Raw genomic sequence first — 16789 nt, forward strand, 5'->3', positions numbered from 1 at the left:
AAGTCTCTTTTCTCGTTTTAGTAGGCGATATGAACCGTTTTCGTAGTGTCGTCGAACGTAACGTTCGCCCCGAGCGCTTCAGACAGAAGTCGAACCGGCATCATCGTCTGTTCGTTCACAAGCTTTGCCGGCGTAGTCGTCAAATGTTCAACGCCGTTCACGCTGTAGGCATCGCGTGTCGTGAAAAACTTGATCGTTGTCCCCTTTTTTACATATATCGCTGCCTTCGCCGCATCATCCCAACTGACGGTGGCGCCGAGCGCCGCGGCCAAATCACGAATGTATAGATACGATGAGCCGTCTATCAGTGAAGGGGTTTGCGTGAGCGGATACGAGATCTGATCCAGCGTATACGTGTTGCCATTCAATCCGATCGAAACCGTATGCGAGCGGTTCATGCCCATATTGCCCATTAACAGCTTATATTCGATCGCATTTTGATGCAGTTTCCGTACGCCTATTCCTTTCAGCGGTTCTGTGTGAAACGACCAGGCTTTGGTGAATGTTTTCTCGTCACCGTTTTCCATCGTCGCTTTCAGCGAAATGTCCACTTTATAGGTGGTGTCGGGCGCTAAGGGGCTCGAAGGCAGCAAAATCACTTCATTGTCCAAATGATCGTCGTTGCCGGCATCGTTCGTTAACAAAGGAATTGTTGCGCCTTTCTCGTCCTTCAAAGTGGCTTGCTCCGCTCTGACGCTCTTAATATCGGAGCCGTACAGCGCAGCCATGATGGGATATCCGACAGGGTAGGATGCGTCCTTATGCATGCGAATCGGATCCGGCGTCTCATGGCCGTCAAAGGCAATCGGCACGTAGACATCATTAGGACCCGGGGAAACGATCAGCTCCGGCGATGCATTCTCGGCGAATCCGAACTCGACGACGTCGTAGTTGCCTTCTTTATAGAGACCGATCTCGATTAATGTCGGCACCAGGAAAGGTGAACGGTGATAAGGTGCATCGAAAAGACTGTCGATCGCCTCGACCAACGAGGACTCGGTGTACGCGACGTCCTCGCTGCTGGAGCGCGCGTAGCCGATGAATTGTACCCGTTCGCGAAGCGTTTTGCCTATATAGCCGGGAAGCGCCGGATCCTCGTCATGTAGGGAGACGCTCGTCCGAATCGGGTCGATCTTGTTGAGGGCCAGATACTGGGCATGCTTTTGCGCGGCAGTCGCCAGCGTATCGCTCCATTTTATCGTGGAGAGCCCCAATTTGGTCCGGTAATCGTTAATAGCGCGCAGCCCTTCTTCCTGCTCTTTGGTCACAGTCGTCGTCTGCTTGACGGCGTCCATAGCAACAGTGAACTTCCAACTGATGGAAACCGGCTGATAACCGCTGTAGTTGAGCACGAGCTGGGCGTTGTAATCGCCCGGAGCTAAGTCCGCTGGCGGTGTATATGTAAATTTGACCGATACGGGGTCATAGTGCGCACTGACTGCTTTATTATTCAAATAAAATTGATAGCTTTCCGGCGTGATGCCTTCGCTGAGTTCCAGACTTATCCCAATCTCGGGCTGCACCAGTCCGACATTGCCTTGCGGATAGGCCAAATACCCATAGCTGAGCGCGTAAGACGGCTTGGCCACAAGCAATAGACTGACCGCCATCATCACGCTGACAAGCAGCAGCTGAAATTTGAACTTTCTTATCGATGCCATTCCCTCTCCCATGGCAAGCACCTCGATTTCTAATAATAGTTCTTGATCCCCCAAAAGGTTAGCCCGGCAACTAAAGCAACAAAAAGCCAAACGAGGGCCAAATAAAAACGTACCGTCCATTTGCCTCTCTCGGAAGGATGCACAGTCCCGCGAGGCGGTAAATATGTCTCATCCTTCGACGCCTCTTGCTGCGCTCTCGATCGCAGCGGTGTGCGTTGGAATTCACTTTCCTTCATGAAGCTTGCTCTTCCTCCTTGCTGAACCGAAGTATACAACCCATCACCATATCAATAATAAAATGGGCAATAATCGGTGTCCATAGGCTTCCTGTATGAATATAAATCCAACCTAAGCCATAAGAAATGCAGAAAACCATCCCCGTCATAAGCCAGTGCTGCAAATAGCGAACATGGATAGCGGCGAACAAAATACTCGTCCAGTAGGGTCCCCAAGCGTGCTGGATCGCCCCGCGAAACAAAATTTCCTCGCACATGGCCACAATGAAAGAAATCAGAGCAATGTGCCAAATTGGACGGTTGCCGAAAAGCATTTGATTAATGCCGCCGTCATCCGCAACTTCTTTCGGAACCCAACGGGAGATGAGCAAGTCGAACCCGAGCACGGCGATGCCGAACAACAAGCCCCAGATCACAATTTTCCAGCCGCCCGTGACGGTAAACATCGAAAATAACTTCAAATTGCTCTGAAAAAATACCAATGCCAGTCCGATAATAAGGGTAAGCAGCTGTGTAAAGTAAAGATTAAGCAGCAGGACGCGATCGTTTAACTCGTTCAGATCGACTTTCCCGATGCGGAAGTTTTTAAAATCGAATTTTTTCAAGGAAGCCGCCTCATTTCCTCACATATTCCTTTTTAATTCCGGATCGCCTATACTAGGTAAATATAAAAGAGACAACAAGGAGCTTGAATTATGGATAAGCGTCTTACCCGCACCGATTATTTATTCGCACTCATGTTTATCTTTATGCTGGTCTGTATCCTGGGGGCCTTCTTCTACGGGCTGAAGCTAGGTCAACTCAAATCCGATGAAAAATATGATAAAATCATTCACGCCGACAAAGCGGCGGCACCGGAAATCGGCGCCTACGATCAGCAAGTGCTCGTATCTTATTACCATACCATCTTTTTACCCTTTAGGGAATTTCAGAATAAATGGTTCGAACAGATGAGTCAAATCGAGGCGGGCAACGCCGCCACGGACAGCGCTGCGGTGCTTAAGGAGCTGAGCAAGATTGCCGACGAGAAATACGCGGCTCTGCAAGGCAAAACGATGCCCGCTTCGTCGCCCCTGCTCGTTCAGTCGTTGCAAGGTTATTTAAAAAGCTTGAAGCTGTTCTCCGACGCCCTTGGCAGCTTTCAATCCAAAGCCAATGGCATGAGTCAAGCGCAGCTCTTGGACACGATTCAAAAAGATCCCTACTTCCTGGAAGCCAAGACCCAGAGTTTGACGGCACAGAAAAATTACTTTGAAGCCATTCTGGCTTGGAACGGCACGCTGGATCCCGACATCGAATACTTCGATCCGGTGAACACAGCGAATCTGGATCAATGGCGGGCCATGAATTTGAATGTAAAAAATGTGTACATTTCAGCAAAGCTTCTGAATAGTAAGTCGTTTGTTCCTTTCTATCCGCAGGATTTGACTGCTCGCATTGATGAGTTTATCGCCAATGGCCAGGCCAAGAAGCTAAATGTGAACGACGTCAATCAGACGATGGACCTGCTGCTAAGTACAAATGCCGTCAGAGCAGGCGACTTCGTTAAAAGCAAAGCAAAATGGTATGGAAACGAAACGCTTCCGCAATTGCCATTTTTCCTAAGTGTCAATTAACAGAAAGAGCAGCTCGTTCGGACACGTCCGGACAAGCTGCTCTTTGCCGTTAATCGTACTGAAAGCCCCGCAACAAAGCCAGTGCCGCCATACCGCCGTCGACGTTGATGACGTCTTCAAAGCCGTTCTCGAGTAAATATTCCGCCACACGGTAGCTGCGAACGCCATGCGCGCACACCACATAAATCGGTTTGTTCTCCGGCAGCTCGCCCATCCGATAAGGGATTTGCCCCATCGGCACAAGCTTCGCTTCCTCCAGGTGGTAGTACTCCCACTCGTGCTGCTCCCTCACATCAATAATGCCCACATGATCAATGGTTTGATTATCCAAAGCTTTCAGAAATTCCGCCGGATGTATGCTCTTCACGTCCATAGTTACCCCTCCTCTGACCTGCAAAGCCCGATCGCTCGCTTCCTTTCTACCATACCGTAAAAAGAGGCGAAAATTCAACCAATCGGTTATTGATTTCTCTTGTTTGATGCATTAAGATTAAGGGCAAGCACGATTTAAAGATTACTTTTAGACAATTATGACTTCGGTGTGAATTCCGTTCGACATGTATTGACACCACTTCATACGCATGGTAATCTAATGAAAATTCTATAGCAAGTTAAAGCGTTGACGGAGCCAAGCAAGCTAAGTAGCTTACAGAGAGCCGATGGTTGGTGGGAATCGGCAGTGAACATTTTGCGGAGCACTCCAGAGTTATTGCATTGAACGGAAGTAGATGCAATCGTCGTAGGGACACGTTATCGTCCCAGGTCGCAAGACCAACTGAGGCTTCCCGTGCGAATGGGCAGCGAATTAGGGTGGTACCACGAAAGCAATCTCTCGTCCCTTTGGCTATAGGCGTAATGTCTGTATCCGCGGGTTGGGAGTTTTTTTATGTTCAATTCTAAGGAGGAAACGAAATCATGTACAAAGTTTTAGTATCCGATCCAATTAGTGACATGGGAATTCAAATGCTTTACGATGCTGCCGATGTTGAAGTAGTGAAACAGCCCGGACTCTCCGAGGATGAACTCGTTGCCATCATTGGCGAATTCGACGCCCTGCTCGTTCGCAGCCAAACGAAAGTGACCGAGAAGATCATGAACGCAGCTTCCAAGCTGAAAGTCATCGGCCGCGCAGGCGTCGGCGTTGACAACATCGACCTTGAAGCGGCAACCAAACGCGGCATTATCGTCATCAACGCACCGGATGGCAATACGATCGCGACTTGCGAGCTGACTTTTGCCATGATGATGTCCACAGCCCGTATGATCCCGCAAGCTTACAAGAAAACGGTCGGCGGCGAATGGGACCGCAAATTCATCGGGGTTGAGCTTCGCAACAAAACGCTCGGTATCCTTGGGATGGGCCGTATCGGCAGCGAAGTGGCGAAACGCGCGAAAGTATTCGGCATGAATGTCATCGGCTACGATCCGTTCCTCACCGAAGAACGCGCTGAGAAAATGGGTGTGAAGCTCGGTACCGTCAATGAAATCGCAGCGCAAGCGGACTTCATTACGGTTCACACGCCGCTGACACCGGAAACGCGCCATCTGATCTCCAAACCACAATTTGACTTGATGAAAAAAGGTATTCGCATCATCAACTGCGCACGCGGCGGAATCATCGACGAGATGGCGTTGATCGAAGCGATTGAAGAAGGCACTGTAGCCGGCGCAGCGTTCGACGTGTTCGAAGTTGAGCCCCCACAAAAAGATCATCCGTTCCTGAACAATCCGAAAGTAATCGTTACGCCTCACCTTGGTGCTTCCACGATTGAAGCCCAAGAAAACGTGGCGATTGACGTATCCGAAGAAGTGCTTCACATCCTGCGCAACGAGCCGTTCAAAAATGCGGTTAACATGCCGCCTGTACCGGCGAACGTCATGAACAAGCTGCAGCCATACTTCGGTCTTGGCGAGAAGATCGGTTCCATGCTCGGACAAATCGCGCAAGGCGCTGTTTCCGAAATCGTCATTAACTATGCCGGCGAGTTGACAGACGTCGATACAAGCCCGCTGACTCGTTACATCGTCAAAGGCCTGTTCCAGAACCAACTCGAGTCGATCAACATTATTAACGCGATGCACCTTGCTAAAACACGCGGCGTGAACATCGTCGTTCAACAATCGAACGCTTCGAGCTCCTTCACCAACCTGGTGACGGTAACGGTGAAAACCAAACAAGAAGAGAAAACACTTGCAGGTACGCTGCTTGCCGGCTTTGGCGAGCGCATCGTGCGCATCGATCAATATCCGGTCGACTTCGCAGCCGAAGGCAATCTGCTCTTGATTTCCCATAACGATAAACCAGGCATCATTGGCCGCGTAGGTACGCTGCTCGGCAGCAATAACGTTAACATTGCAACGATGCAAGTAGGCCGTAAAGTGATCGGTGGCTCTGCGATCATGGTACTGACTGTGGATAAAGCAGCTCCTGCCGAGGTGCTGGAATCCCTCGTGGAGCAAGCTGAAATCGTGAATGTTCGCGCTCTTACTTTATAAGCAAATCAAATAGAAAGTTCAAAAAGTTGGGTTTTCAGCACCGAGAAGGTTGCGAGAATCTGAAGAAGGAGGCGCGGAGTGTAGGCAAAACCTACATGAGCACCGCACTTCGAAAGGTGAACGCAAGATTCGATGCCGAATTCGCTTCTTGACTTGCTTCGTGATCAAAAGACGACTAGGCTCAAATTGTTTCACGAGCAACAAGATTTTAACTGAATATTCTACAAATAAAGGCGTTTGCTGAGAGGAATCTCGGCAAACGCCTTTTCTTTATGTCGAAATGCGGTGTTGCTCCGAAGCGAACGGCTATCCTGCTTCGCTTGGCAAGTAAATCGTGAACGTCGTACCCTGGCCGAGCACGCTGTGCACCGTGACGCTGCCGTTGTGCGCGTCGATGATGTTTTTGACGATGGCGAGGCCGAGGCCTGTGCCGCCCGTCGTGCCGCGCGTGCGCGCTTTGTCCGCCTTGTAGAAGCGCTCAAAAATGTAAGGCAGGTCGTCGGCCGGAATCCCCTTCCCCTCGTCGCTGATATCGACGCGGATGGAAGGCCGGTCCTTGTAGACCGCCGACTGTGCCGTTAAGGCAATACGCGCCCCAGCGGCCGTATGCCGGAACGCATTGTCGAGCAGGTTGGTGAACACCTGCTCCAAACGATCCTCATCCGCGCGCTGCAGGATGAGCGGCTCTTCCGGCAATTCTGCGCTCAGCAGAATGCCGCGGTCTTTCGCCAGCACTGAGAATTTCCGGTGCATGCGCCGCATCAGGGAGTCGAGCTCGACCTCCCTGAGGGAAAGCTCGATCTGGCCCGCTTCCATCCGGGCCAGGTCGAGCAGGTCCCCGACGAGGCGCCCCATGCGAAGCGACTCGTCGTGGATGACCTGCACGAGCTCGACGCGCTCCTCCGGCGTCGTCGGAATGTCATCCAGCAGGGCTTCGCTGTAACCCTGCAGCATCGAAATCGGCGTACGCAGCTCATGCGAGACGTTCGCCACGAAATCTTTGCGCAGCTTATCGAGCCGCTCTTCCTCCGTTACATTCCGGAGAACGGCGACGGCGCCGCGCACATGGTCCTGGGACGAATAGAGCGGCGTCATCGCAACGGACCATACGCTATTTTGCACATGAAGCTTGGTCGCGCATTCTGATGAAGACTCAACCACCGCTTCGAAGAGCGGAATCAGCGGCACAGGGATCGGCGTCAAGTACGGATTGCGGTAGCTGGTCAGCCCCCAATCGCCCAAAGACGGATCCGGCTTCGGATAACGCGGCGGCTCGCCGTCGGCGTCGTCCCATTCGATTACGCTCCACTCTTCAACGATCTTCTCGCCTTGCGGATTGCTGAGCATGACGGAGCCGTTGCTGTCGACCGTGATGACCGCGTCGGTCATACTGCGGAGAATGCTCGACAAGTGCTCCTTCTCTTCGCTCAAGGCGTTAATGCTGTCTTGCATTTTCTCGCCCATATGATTGAACGTCTTCGCCAGCTCACCGATTTCGTCCTTCGACGTAATCGGCACGCGCGTGCCGTATTCCCCCATCGTGATGAAGTCCGCGGCTTTTTTCAACTGCTGGAGCGGTCGCGTGATGCGGGAAAAAAGGAAAAAGGCAAAGGAAGTCGTCATCAGAAACCCGACGATAGACACATACACAAACAACTTGAGCATGTAGTTCTGCGTCGCTTCTAAAGACTGCAGCGATTGATAGACCAACGTCGCGCCTGCTGGTACGCCCTGGAGGTTATACAGCGGTACAGCGACGACGAGATACTCCGTGCCGCTGCCGAACCGTTTCGTCGCCGAATTCACCGTCTTCTTAAGCGTTTTGCCGGAGTACACCTCCTGCAGCTCAGCCTGCGTAAAAAAATCCGAAACGTGGAAATCGATTAACGTACTCCCTGGCGTATCGGGGATAATCATCTCTTTGCCTTCCAGATTCACGACCAGCAGGCGGGCATCCTGGAAACTGAGCAGTTCGTTGCTCAGCTCATAGAACTGCTCATTGTACATATGCTGCGTCGCTTCGGCCGAAAACTTCGACGCCATGGCGCGCAAGCTTTCCTGCTGATCTTTGGCCTGCGAGAAATAATTTTCCAAATAATTGACAAGAAAAAAGCCCAGTATGAGCAAAACGACTCCAACCAGGCCAATAATGGTCAACCACAGTTTACCTACTACGCTTCTAAGAATAAACACTATTTCGGCACCTCGAGCTTATAGCCTACGCCCCACACAGTCGTAATCATGGCGGCGGCATCCGGGGATACTTTGTTTAGCTTTTCACGCAAACGCTTGACGTGCGTATCGACGGTCCGCAGATCGCCGAAGAATTCGTAGTTCCATACATCCTTGAGCAGTTCTTCGCGAGAGAACACTTTATCCGGCGACACCGCCAAATAGTGCAGCAGCTCGTACTCCTTCGGCGTCAGCGCCACTTCCTGTCCGGCCGCAGTCACGCGATGCGCATCGTGCTCGATCACAAGATTCGGGAACACGATGTTGTTGCTCGAGCTCGCATCCTTCGACAAGTACGCCGTCGCCGAGGAGCGGCGAAGAATTGCTTTCACGCGATAGATCACTTCGCGCGGCGAGAACGGCTTAACGACATAATCGTCGGCCCCGACTTCAAAACCGCTGACGCGGTTCGTTTCTTCGCCTTTCGCCGTCAGCATAATGACCGGCGTCGATTTCACCTGGCGCAGCCGTGAGCACACTTCGATGCCGTCGATGCCCGGCAGCATGACATCCAGCAGGACAAGGTCGAAATCAGTATCCGTCGCCATGCGCAGCGCGGTTTCGCCGTCTTCGGCTTCCTCGATCGCATAGCCTTCTTTTTCCAGGTACATACGAAGCAAGCGGCGAATCCGTTCCTCATCATCCACAACGAGAATACTAGGTTTCATTTCCATCACTCGTCACATCCTTCTCCATAAAATATCCGAACCGTTTAGGTTACTTAAACGCCTGCATAGGAGTGGAGCCCCGCAATGACAAGGTTCACCCCGACAAGTGTAAACATTACGACGATAAAACCGATAACGGACAGCCAAGCCGATTTCTTGCCCTGCCAGCCTTTGGATAGACGTAAATGCAGGAAGACCGCATAGAACAACCACGTAATGAGTGCCCATACTTCTTTGGGGTCCCAGCCCCAGAACCGGCCCCACGCCTCCTGTGCCCAAATCATGGCAAAGATCAAAGCGCCCAGCGTAAAGATCGGATAACCAATCGCAATAGCTCGATAAGAGATTTCATCCAGATCATCCGGATCCATGCCTTTAACCGCCGATCCGATGGAAGCTCCCAGCGGTTTTCGGGTTACCAGCCTAGCAAGGCCGTACAGAACAAGACCACCGAGCACCGACCAGATGACCGTGTTCAGCTTACGTCCTGCACTTGCCCCTTCCATCCAGGACGGCGCTGTGAAGAGCGGCTCCTTCATACCGAGGAAAGGCTTCATTTCCACCACTTTCATATCGTAAGGCTGAACGATTGGGGGCAATACATACGTCTCGTTCACTTGGTTCGTCACTTGCGCGCCCTGCGTATCCGTCGAGATGACTTCTTTGACGAAAAGTGCCTTGTAGCCGCTGCCGTTGAATGTAAAAATGGAAGCGATAAAAGCAACCAGCATGAGTATGAAGAAAAGGGTTAGCTCCAGCCCTCTTTGCTCACGTTTGTCCGTCTTCGACGTTCCTTCATAACTCACGGAGCGAAGCAGGTACATCAAACCTCCTGCGAAGCCTACTGCGAAGAACGCTTCGCCTGTGGCCGCTGTCGTTACGTGAATTTTGAGCCAGTAGCTTTGCAACGCCGGAATGAGCGGTTGCACTTCACTTGGAAACACGGAAGCGTAAGCGATAATGATAAAGCCGACCGGCAGCGCGAACACGCCAAGCACCGGCGTACGATAAATCAGATAAACAATCAGGAACGCACACATGATCATCATACCAAGGAACGTCATGAATTCATACATGTTGGACGTTGGAATGTGTCCGCCTTCCGCCCATCGGGTAAAGAAGAACGTGACGTGGCAGGCAAAACCGACCACGGAGGTAAGAAAGGCGACAAATCCCCACTGCTTTGTATGTTTTTCCGGATCGCGATTGCTCCAGCGTTTGCCGGTAATCGCCAGAACGAACAAGAAGAAAGCAAGCAAGTAAACAAAAAATGCGATTAATAAAAACGTACTGCTGACAGAGTTTACGTTCACCTCTGGGTTCCTCCATTTGCTAATGATTTCGGTGAAATCTCAATCTCGTTTTTCTTCAAGGCTGCGGCGACCTCACTGCGGAAGCCGAACCAGTTTTTATTCGTATGCCCACCCAGGGTCAACTTGCCGTCGTCAATGCGAATCCAGATACGGCGGTGCTGCCAGTAGAAGCCCATAATGACACCGATCATAAAGATCGCAGCGCCAACCCAGATGTACGGCATCGCTTTATCGACGCGAATGTTCAGGTACGTCGTATAATTCGCGAATTTCACGCCTTCCATGGAGCCGACGGCGATTTTCAGCTTTTTACTCATCTCCCCATTAATCGTATCTTGGGAAAATGTCTCTTGATCGATCTGGCGAGGGAAGTACATGTATGGCTCGCCTTTGTCCGCCAATCCAGGGCCTGTGATGCTGAAAATAAACGCCGGTGCATTCGGCTCGTTGGATTTGGATATCGGCTGTCCATTCTCGATTCCGAACTCGGGATAGTAGCCTTTCAGCTTGAGCTTATAAGGTCCCACCTGATATTCGTCTTTCGGATTCGTCATCGGAAGATCGAACGAACCGTAGCTCTCCCCCGTCGCCGGATTGCTCAGCGTCGGTTTCACCGAAATCAGGAGCGGAGATACCTTATAATTAAATTGATACGCTTGCAAGCCTTTGTAATCTAACGGATGATTGACCAAAATATCGGAACGGTGCACTTCTTCGAGCACCGGCTCCTTCGTCGCATCGTCGCAATTTGCCGTACAGTGGTACAACACGGCTTGCGTTTCGTACGTTTTCGGAACGATTTGCCCTTTCTCCTTAATGCTTTCCGGCAATTCGTTGTCATCGTACAAGGTGAGCGTAAACTTCTCGTTCTTGATGTAGTAGGACGTATGCGGAATCGGCTTTGTCTCGCCCTCCAGAATGCCCATGTACTGATCCATGTGCCACCCCGGGATACTGCGCATCAGAACGCCGATCAGGAAAATGATAAGTCCGATGTGGTTGATGTAAGGGCCCCAACGGCTGAATCGATATTTCTCGGCGAGCAGCGCCGAACCGTCCGTATGTACGCGGTAATGTTTTTTCTTCAGCACATCGCCCATCTTGCTTGTCCAACCCGCTTCGTCGCTGCCAGCCGGAAGTTCTGTCGTAAGCGCCACATTCTGCCGGGTCAGGAAGTTCATGTGCTTGCGAATTTGCTGTTTGGACAGCGCCCGGTACAGCGGAAGCACGCGGTCGAGCGAGCAAATGACGAGCGACGTCCCGATCATGAAGAGCAGCGTAATGAACCACCACGAACTGAATGTATGCGAGAGGCCGAGGGCGTAATAAATTTTGCCGAGTGTCCCGTAATTGTCCGCATAATACTGGACCGGGTCCATATCCAGAAACGTATTCTCTTGCGGATAGATCGTGCCGACAGCTGAAGCGAGAAGCGTAAACACGATGATCCATACCGCTATTTTTACCGAAGAAAAGAAATTCCAGACTTTATCCAGCATGGACGGATTGGATTTCTGGGAGCGGCGAGCCATGCCGTCATACCGCATCTCCAGAATATCACGTCCGTCCGCATCAATCAGCGGGTTCCCGCAAGATTCGCAAAGCGTTGTACCTGTCGGGTTCTGATGCCCACAGTCGCATTTTGTATTGTAAAACATGTTGACCTCCCTGCCTTAAACGAACTTGCGAATTAAGATTTGCCGACCAGGCCGGTTAACGTTTCCTCAATAAAGCTTTCGGTCATTTGGCCGATTTTTTTCACAGCGACCTTGCCATCTTTCCCGATAAAAAACGTTGTCGGATAGTCCATGACGCCGTAAGCTCTCCGAACCTCCTCGTTCGCATCGAGCAGCACCGGTAGATTCAGCTTGTATTGATCCATAAAGCCTTGAACCGTCACTTTATTTTTGTCGATATTCACTTCCAGGAAAACGACGCCTTTGGAGGCCCATTTGTCGTACTGTTTCTGGAGATCCGGCATTTCTTCTTTGCACGGCGGACAGAACGTCCCCCAGAAATTAATCAGCACCGGCTGACCTTTATATTCCGACAATTCATGCGTCTTCCCGTCCAAGCCAACCAAGGAGAAGTTGAGCGCCTTATCCCCCTCTTGGGGATACTTCTTGCCGCTGGAAGCGGATAAATTTGTAATAATCGTAAACACGCCAATAATGAGCACGACGGCAAAAATCCCGATCTGTACCCATTTCTTATGCCGACCCACGAAAGAATCACCTTCACTTTTTGGACAATGTTATTTTTTCCATGATTTTATACCCTTATTATAACGAAAAGAAGGCCAATTCTTATTGGCCTTTTTGAACGTTATGTGACTTGAGCGCCTCGTTTCTCAGCTCTTCGACTTCTTTCGGCGTCAGATGCCGATACTTGGCTCTCGGAAGCCCCGTCAGGAAGATCGGACCGAACTTAACGCGCTTCAGCTTGACGACAGGAAACGAAATCGCTTCGAACATCCGTCTGACTTGACGGTTGCGACCTTCGTAAATCGTAATCTGAATAACCGATTCCTTCTTATCCGGATTCACGTCCGCATATTCCACTTCGGCAGGCGCTGTCATGCCGTCTTCTAACTGTATGCCCATTTTGAGCTTGTCTAATAACGAGCCGTGCGGAACACCTTTGACTGTCGCCAAATACGTCTTGGGCACGTGATGCTTCGGATGGGTCAGCAAATGCGCAAACTCCCCGTCGTTCGTGAGCAGAAGCAGCCCTTCCGTATCGTAATCGAGCCGACCGACCGGATACACCCGTTCCTTGATCCCCGGCAAATAGTCGGTCACCACTTTGCGGCCGCCCGGATCCGTCGCACTCGTGATCACGCCCTTCGGCTTGTTCAGCATCACATATATTTTCTGCTGCTGCCCAATCGCCCGGCCGTCTACTTTAATCTCATCTTCCTCTGTATTTACTTTCACACCCAGCGTCGTGACCACTTCTCCGTTCACCTGGACACGCCCCGCCAAGATGATTTCTTCACATTTGCGGCGGGAAGCAATCCCCGCTTCCGCTAATACTTTTTGCAGTCTTTCCATTGTCCGCTTTCACCTCATGCTTATGATAACGGACTTAACGGCAAATCACAAGGGTAAGGCGGTCAGGTCCCGAAAACGAGATAGCAGATGACGATGGAAGCAATAAATCCGACGGCGTCCGAGATCAGGCCGACCTTGAGGGCGTAGCCCGCTTTTCGAATGCCGATGGCTCCAAAATAGACGGTTATCACGTACAACGTCGTATCCGTGCTGCCTTGCACGGTGGACGCGATGCGCCCGATCATCGAATCCGGGCCGAATTGTTCAATAAGATCGGTGGTGAACGCCAACGAGCCCGCCCCTGTAATGGGGCGGAGAATCGCGAGCGGCAGCACCTCCGTCGGTACACCGATGCGTTCAAAGAACGGCCGCATCCAACCGATCACGAAATCCATCGCGCCCGAAGCGCGAAAGACGGAGATCGCCACCATCATGCCGACGAGATGGGGAATGATTTTGACCGCTGTATCGAAGCCGTCCTTGGCACCTTCTACGAACGATTCGTAGACTGGTACTTTACGATACGCGGCATACAACGGAATGAATACGATCATAACGGGAATCGCCCAGGCCGAAATGAGGGAAACGATGCCATACATAGGAGATCATCCTTTCAGCGGAGGGATGGGCGAACGGGAACGCCGGTACCAGCGATCCACAAAAATTGCGGCAGCCGTCGAAATGATCGTCGCCATCAGCGTCGTCCCAACAATTTCCGCAGGATTCATGGAATTAAAATTCATTCGGATCGCGATCAGCGTCGTCGGAATCAACGTAATACTGGACGTATTGAGCGCCAGCAGCGTGCACATCGCCGTGCTTGCCGTATCCTTGTCCGGATTCAGCTTCTGCAGCTCCTGCATCGCTTTAATCCCCATCGGAGTCGCCGCGTTGCCAAGCCCGAGAATGTTCGCGCTCATATTGGACATGATGTAGCCGATCGCGGGATGATTTTTCGGAACGCTCGGAAACAAAAAGCGTACAACCGGCTGCAGCAGCCGGGCCATTTTGCTGAGAATGCCGGCGTCTTCGGCGATTCGCATCATCCCCATCCAGAAGACGAGGACGGAAATCAGACCGAAGCAGACGGTTACGCCGCTCTTGGCCCCGTCGAAGGCAGCCTGCGTAACGGCCTCCACATCGCCGTTGATTGCAGCAAACCCGAAGCCGACCACGATGAAAAATAGCCAAATCCAATTGACCATGGATATTCCTCCTTCTCACAGCTTTCCGGCAGCGGAATCAGTCCGCCCACGGAGAACCGGAAATACTGAATAAATGCTCGATGAGTGCGCGTATCGCAAAGCCGTACTGGGTGTACCATTTTTCCTTGTAGGGCTGGCTTGGTTGAAAAGAAAACGAGGATTGGGACGGCTTTTCCAACAAGGGGCTGCCTTTCTCATACAATGGGATGGATTGAATTGGCTTCCCGCCAAGGGAAAATTGCACCGTTCCGCGCTCCGCCAAGCGATAGTTCGTGGACAGCGGATCCGTAAGCGTTGTACGGAATGTCAGCTTTTCCGTCTCCCCTTCTGCGAGCGGATACATGAATGTATTGCCGGCGACGAAATTCGTTCCTTCAATCGGGTCACCTTTCTTCACAACCGTTTTCAGCGGGAAGTAGGTGAAACCGTATTGCAAGAGCCGGCCGTGATCGGCCCAGTCATCACCATCGTTCAGCGTTACGACGACTAATTGCTGGCCGCCGCGCGTAGCGGAGGACACCAGACAGCGCTTGGCAAGCTTCGTGTACCCGGTTTTCACGCCGTCAGCGCCTTCGAAGAGCGAGAGCATCTTGTTTTTATTCAGCCATGAATAGTCCCAGGCTTCGTTCGGATTGGGCACTTTTTTCAGCTTCGTGGAGACAATTTCCTGAAAGACGCTGTTTTTCAGCGCATACGCCGTCAGCTTGGCCATATCGTTCGGCGAGGAACGGTGCCCCTCCCCTTCGTCCAGACCCGACGGATTCGTAAAATGCGAATGATCCATGCCCAGCATCTTCGCTTTCTCATTCATCAAATAGACGAAGCCGTCCACACTGCCGCCGATGTGCTCAGCGATCGCCGTCGCCGCATCATTGCCGGAACGGAGCATCAAACCGTACAGCATATCATGCAGCCGCATTTTTTCGCCTAGCTTGAGATAAATGGAGGAGCCTTCTTTGCCTGCGGCGTTGCGGCTCACCGTGACCATATCGTCCAGATTGCCCTCTTCAATCGCGATGATGGCAGTCATAATTTTCGTCAAAGAAGCAATGCGCATAGGCGTGTCCCCTTTGACGCTATACAAAACCCGCCCGGAAGCCACATCTACGAGGGAAGCACCGACCGCGTTCGTGGAGATGCCCGGCGGAGCCGCTTCCGCCTTCTCGTACGTTCCCGGTGCCAGCAGCATCCCGAGCAGTGAACAGCACACGAGCAAATATAACCATTTCGATTTCATTGGAATCCCCCTACGCCTGCGAACTTTGGTCCATTGCCTGTACAAAACTTTGTACAAGTATATGCGCGCGGACAAGGGATATGTCGGACAGCGAATATTTGGGGGCACGGTGAGAGCATTCATAAATAAAAAAAAGCTGCCCACTAAGGGCAGCTCGAACGAGACCATATTTAGACAATGAAATTTTGATTCTCGACATTTGTTATGTTGGTAGCAGCGGAAGGCGTCTTCGCGCCCATACCTTTCATCATGCTTTGAATCTTGTCAACGACTTGCGGGGCGGAGTCGATGAGACGCTCCAAAATGTGCGTTTGATTGTCAAGCGGAACAACCTTCACGCCCTGTTTACCGACCACAAGAAACGCAATCGGCGTAATCGACACACCGCCGCCGCTGCCGCCGCCGAAGGGCAGAGCTACCTTGGCGTTCAGCGAATCCACGCGATTGACAGACGAACCTTCAATCTCAATTTCGGAGTCAGTCACAAATTCGCTGCCTCCCGCCGCAAAACCGAATCCCACTTTGCTGATCGGCATAATTACGCTGCCATCCGGCGTTTCAACGGGGTCGCCGACAATCGTATTCACATCGACCATTTCCTTTATGTTTTCCATGGCGACTTTCATGAGGCCTTCAATCGGATGTTCGGACATGTGCAATTCCTCCTTGGCTTGTTTTAACCGCTGCATGCGGCGCAATCGACAAAACATTAACATGGTTCATTTGTAGAATGCCCTTAGAAGAATTCTGTTATGTACGTGATTTCTAGGATGCGGGTTTAAATCTCGCCCTCGTTTTCAGCACCAATTGTACCCATGTGCGGAGCCCGCCTTTTACCTTCGCCGCACGGACAACTAACCGTATGCCGGCTTTGAGCACCCACCACATCCGGATTCGCCCTTTCATATGAAGCTCCGTAGCGAATTGCTTCTGGTTATATAAGGGCACGACGTTGACCATCGGTTTGGCCGTCATCTGCACATAGCGAGCGCCAAAGCCAATTAGTGAAGATTTGATCCCCCATACCGCCCCCGTCGTAATCGCCGTTTCCGGCGCATCCCCGAGCCCTACT

At 51.7% G+C, this 16789-nt stretch carries 17 protein-coding genes and 1 other annotated feature; of the genes, 2 read left to right on the top strand and 15 right to left on the bottom strand.

The window, feature by feature from the left end; genetic code table 11:
- Window positions 1–17: 17 nt before the first annotated feature.
- Genes EJQ19_RS07440 through EJQ19_RS07445 form a run of 3 tightly spaced genes read right to left on the bottom strand, consistent with a single transcriptional unit; the run spans window position 18 to window position 2502 of the window.
- Window positions 18–1661: a stalk domain-containing protein gene (locus tag EJQ19_RS07440; RefSeq protein WP_164716366.1), complete on the bottom strand. Its 1644-nt coding sequence runs from the start codon at window positions 1659–1661 to the stop codon at window positions 18–20.
- Window positions 1662–1690: 29 nt separating this feature from the next.
- Window positions 1691–1897 (bottom strand): hypothetical protein, encoded by a 207-nt coding sequence (locus EJQ19_RS31750; RefSeq protein ID WP_164716367.1) that lies wholly within the window; start codon window positions 1895–1897, stop codon window positions 1691–1693.
- Window positions 1894–2502, bottom strand: coding sequence for a CPBP family intramembrane glutamic endopeptidase (locus EJQ19_RS07445; RefSeq protein WP_126140573.1), 609 nt, complete (start codon window positions 2500–2502; stop codon window positions 1894–1896). Before EJQ19_RS07445 ends, EJQ19_RS31750 begins: the two co-directional genes overlap by 4 nt.
- Window positions 2503–2592: 90 nt before the next feature.
- Here EJQ19_RS07445 and EJQ19_RS07450 point away from each other — a divergent pair, with 90 nt between their 5' ends.
- Window positions 2593–3513 carry a hypothetical protein gene (locus EJQ19_RS07450; RefSeq protein ID WP_126140574.1) on the top strand — a complete coding sequence of 307 codons (921 nt, stop codon included), beginning with the start codon at window positions 2593–2595 and terminating at the stop codon, window positions 3511–3513.
- 49 nt (window positions 3514–3562) lie between these two features.
- On the opposite strand, the gene EJQ19_RS07455 is transcribed toward EJQ19_RS07450, so the two are convergent.
- Window positions 3563–3886, bottom strand: coding sequence for a rhodanese-like domain-containing protein (locus EJQ19_RS07455; RefSeq protein ID WP_126140575.1), 324 nt, complete (start codon window positions 3884–3886; stop codon window positions 3563–3565).
- 237 nt (window positions 3887–4123) lie between these two features.
- Window positions 4124–4356, top strand: a binding site (T-box leader).
- 72 nt (window positions 4357–4428) lie between these two features.
- Between EJQ19_RS07455 and serA the strand changes: the two genes are divergently transcribed.
- Window positions 4429–6009, top strand: coding sequence for a phosphoglycerate dehydrogenase (gene serA, locus EJQ19_RS07460; RefSeq protein WP_126140576.1), 1581 nt, complete (start codon window positions 4429–4431; stop codon window positions 6007–6009).
- A 306-nt stretch (window positions 6010–6315) separates the two neighbouring features.
- Here serA and EJQ19_RS07465 read toward each other — a convergent pair whose 3' ends face one another.
- The 11 genes from EJQ19_RS07465 to EJQ19_RS07515 form a co-directional block, all read right to left on the bottom strand.
- Window positions 6316–8202 carry a sensor histidine kinase gene (locus tag EJQ19_RS07465; protein WP_126140577.1) on the bottom strand — a complete coding sequence of 629 codons (1887 nt, stop codon included), beginning with the start codon at window positions 8200–8202 and terminating at the stop codon, window positions 6316–6318.
- Complete coding sequence (locus EJQ19_RS07470) at window positions 8202–8915, bottom strand: response regulator transcription factor (protein WP_126140578.1); 714 nt, start codon at window positions 8913–8915, stop codon at window positions 8202–8204. Before EJQ19_RS07470 ends, EJQ19_RS07465 begins: the two co-directional genes overlap by 1 nt.
- A 47-nt stretch (window positions 8916–8962) precedes the next feature.
- Complete coding sequence (gene ccsA, locus EJQ19_RS07475) at window positions 8963–10222, bottom strand: cytochrome c biogenesis protein CcsA (protein ID WP_126140579.1); 1260 nt, start codon at window positions 10220–10222, stop codon at window positions 8963–8965.
- Complete coding sequence (gene resB, locus EJQ19_RS07480) at window positions 10219–11880, bottom strand: cytochrome c biogenesis protein ResB (protein WP_126140580.1); 1662 nt, start codon at window positions 11878–11880, stop codon at window positions 10219–10221. Before resB ends, ccsA begins: the two co-directional genes overlap by 4 nt.
- A 32-nt stretch (window positions 11881–11912) precedes the next feature.
- A complete protein-coding gene (locus EJQ19_RS07485) occupies window positions 11913–12446 on the bottom strand; it encodes a redoxin domain-containing protein (RefSeq protein ID WP_126140581.1) in 534 nt (177 codons plus the stop codon).
- Between the two features lie 82 nt (window positions 12447–12528).
- The gene (locus EJQ19_RS07490; RefSeq protein WP_126140582.1) at window positions 12529–13275 is read right to left on the bottom strand and encodes a pseudouridine synthase; all 747 of its coding nucleotides are present in this window, start codon (window positions 13273–13275) and stop codon (window positions 12529–12531) included.
- Between the two features lie 62 nt (window positions 13276–13337).
- Window positions 13338–13874, bottom strand: coding sequence for a spore maturation protein (locus EJQ19_RS07495; RefSeq protein WP_126140583.1), 537 nt, complete (start codon window positions 13872–13874; stop codon window positions 13338–13340).
- 6 nt (window positions 13875–13880) lie between these two features.
- A complete protein-coding gene (locus EJQ19_RS07500; protein WP_126140584.1) occupies window positions 13881–14480 on the bottom strand; it encodes a nucleoside recognition domain-containing protein in 600 nt (199 codons plus the stop codon).
- Between the two features lie 37 nt (window positions 14481–14517).
- Window positions 14518–15717: a D-alanyl-D-alanine carboxypeptidase family protein gene (locus EJQ19_RS07505; protein ID WP_126140585.1), complete on the bottom strand. Its 1200-nt coding sequence runs from the start codon at window positions 15715–15717 to the stop codon at window positions 14518–14520.
- A 170-nt stretch (window positions 15718–15887) separates the two neighbouring features.
- Complete coding sequence (gene ytfJ, locus EJQ19_RS07510) at window positions 15888–16370, bottom strand: GerW family sporulation protein (RefSeq protein ID WP_126140586.1); 483 nt, start codon at window positions 16368–16370, stop codon at window positions 15888–15890.
- Window positions 16371–16482: 112 nt separating this feature from the next.
- The coding region (locus tag EJQ19_RS07515) for a DUF2953 domain-containing protein (RefSeq protein WP_164716368.1) at window positions 16483–16789 on the bottom strand (307 nt) is incomplete at its 5' end.

This window comes from Paenibacillus whitsoniae, from assembly GCF_003955665.1.
In the GTDB taxonomy this organism is placed as follows: Bacteria; Bacillota; Bacilli; order Paenibacillales; family NBRC-103111; genus Paenibacillus_E; species Paenibacillus_E whitsoniae.